General features: G+C 61.8%; 2 protein-coding genes. Both read right to left on the reverse strand.

Annotation, left to right across the window (positions count from 1 at the left end; all coding sequences use genetic code 11):
• Positions 1–5: 5 nt before the first annotated feature.
• Positions 6–959 carry an IS1595 family transposase gene (locus AC11W3_RS03545; RefSeq protein WP_484092493.1) on the reverse strand — a complete coding sequence of 318 codons (954 nt, stop codon included), beginning with the start codon at positions 957–959 and terminating at the stop codon, positions 6–8.
• A 93-nt stretch (positions 960–1,052) separates the two neighbouring features.
• Positions 1,053–1,250 (reverse strand): hypothetical protein (locus tag AC11W3_RS03550; RefSeq protein ID WP_484092494.1); only part of this gene is annotated, 198 nt, incomplete at its 5' end.

The following is a 1,250-nucleotide window of genomic DNA, read 5'->3' on the forward strand; positions in this document are numbered from 1 at the left end:
CCTGATTAGCAAGATTCTTCAGCCAGACGGAGCCAAGGCTCTGGACGCGGCCCGATGGCGACGGCGGCAGCGAGGAGGCGCAAGGGGATCGTCTCCAGATGGAAGCGTCGGTTGAAACGGGAGGCGAACGCGGCCAGGTAGCGTGTGCCGTACTTGGCGAAGTCGACCGCATGGTAAGCGCCACCAAAGCTGGTCTTGAGGTTGCCCAAGACCGTATTGACCCAACTGAATGCTGGTAAGTCCTTGGGTTTGCGCGCGCCGCCGACGATAGGCTGGTGTTGGCAGCGGGCGTCGGTCACCCCGGCAAAACAAGCCAAGCCGTCGGAAACCACAACGCAACCGGGGCTGAGGTCGGCCTTGGCCCAGTCGGCCATGGCCTTGCGCGTAAAGCCGGGAACCGGTGCCATTTTGGCGTACACCGGATGCCCCTCGGCGTTGAGCGAGACCGCCGTGACAAAAGGCGTCTTGTTCTCGGAGCCACGCCCGGCTTTGCTGCCGGCCAATTCGCCGCCGAGATAACTATCGTCCACTTGGACTTGGCCACTCAGCGGGTACTGGGCGTCGCGTTCGGTCATGGCCTGCATCAGCTTCTGCTGAATCAGCCAAGCCGTGGGGTAGCTGACGCCTAACTGCCGTTTCAGGGCCAGGGCGGACAAACCGGTCTTGGCTTGGCTAACCAGGTAGATCGCCAGGAACCAGACTGCCAGCGCCAAGTGAGTGCCTTGGCACAGGGTGCCCGCGATGAGGGATGTCTGCCACCGGCATTGCTGGCATTGGCAGGTCTTGCGGACTCTGACGCGGAGCACGCAATGCTCCGCCTGGCCGCAGCGCGGGCAACGGAAGCCTTGCGGCCAGCGCTCCTTTTCCAGCGCCGCCTCGCATTGCGCCTCGGCGCCAAACTGCTTGAGACACTCGGGCAGCGACAGTCCTGGTTGGAAGTGGAGGCGATTCATCGCCATAACCTGATCCTCCTTGGTGGATAGGCGACCAGTATGCGCCTTCTCACCGAAAATAACGGGGTTTGCCTGGGGTCGGCTGAAGAATCTTGCTAATCAGGACACCCGATGATAACGTTCAAACCGCGGTTCCTGTCCCAACCCCATCACCCGCAGCACCGCTGCGACCGTGCGGGGACCTTGGCAGAGGATAGTACCGACCACCAACACGTGGGCATGCTTCCAGACTGGGGTGGAAAACAACCCAGCAAATGGGGCCAAAACTGCTATCATCATCCCCGGCAGAGGGAACAT

Source organism: Geomonas sp. (assembly GCF_056994735.1).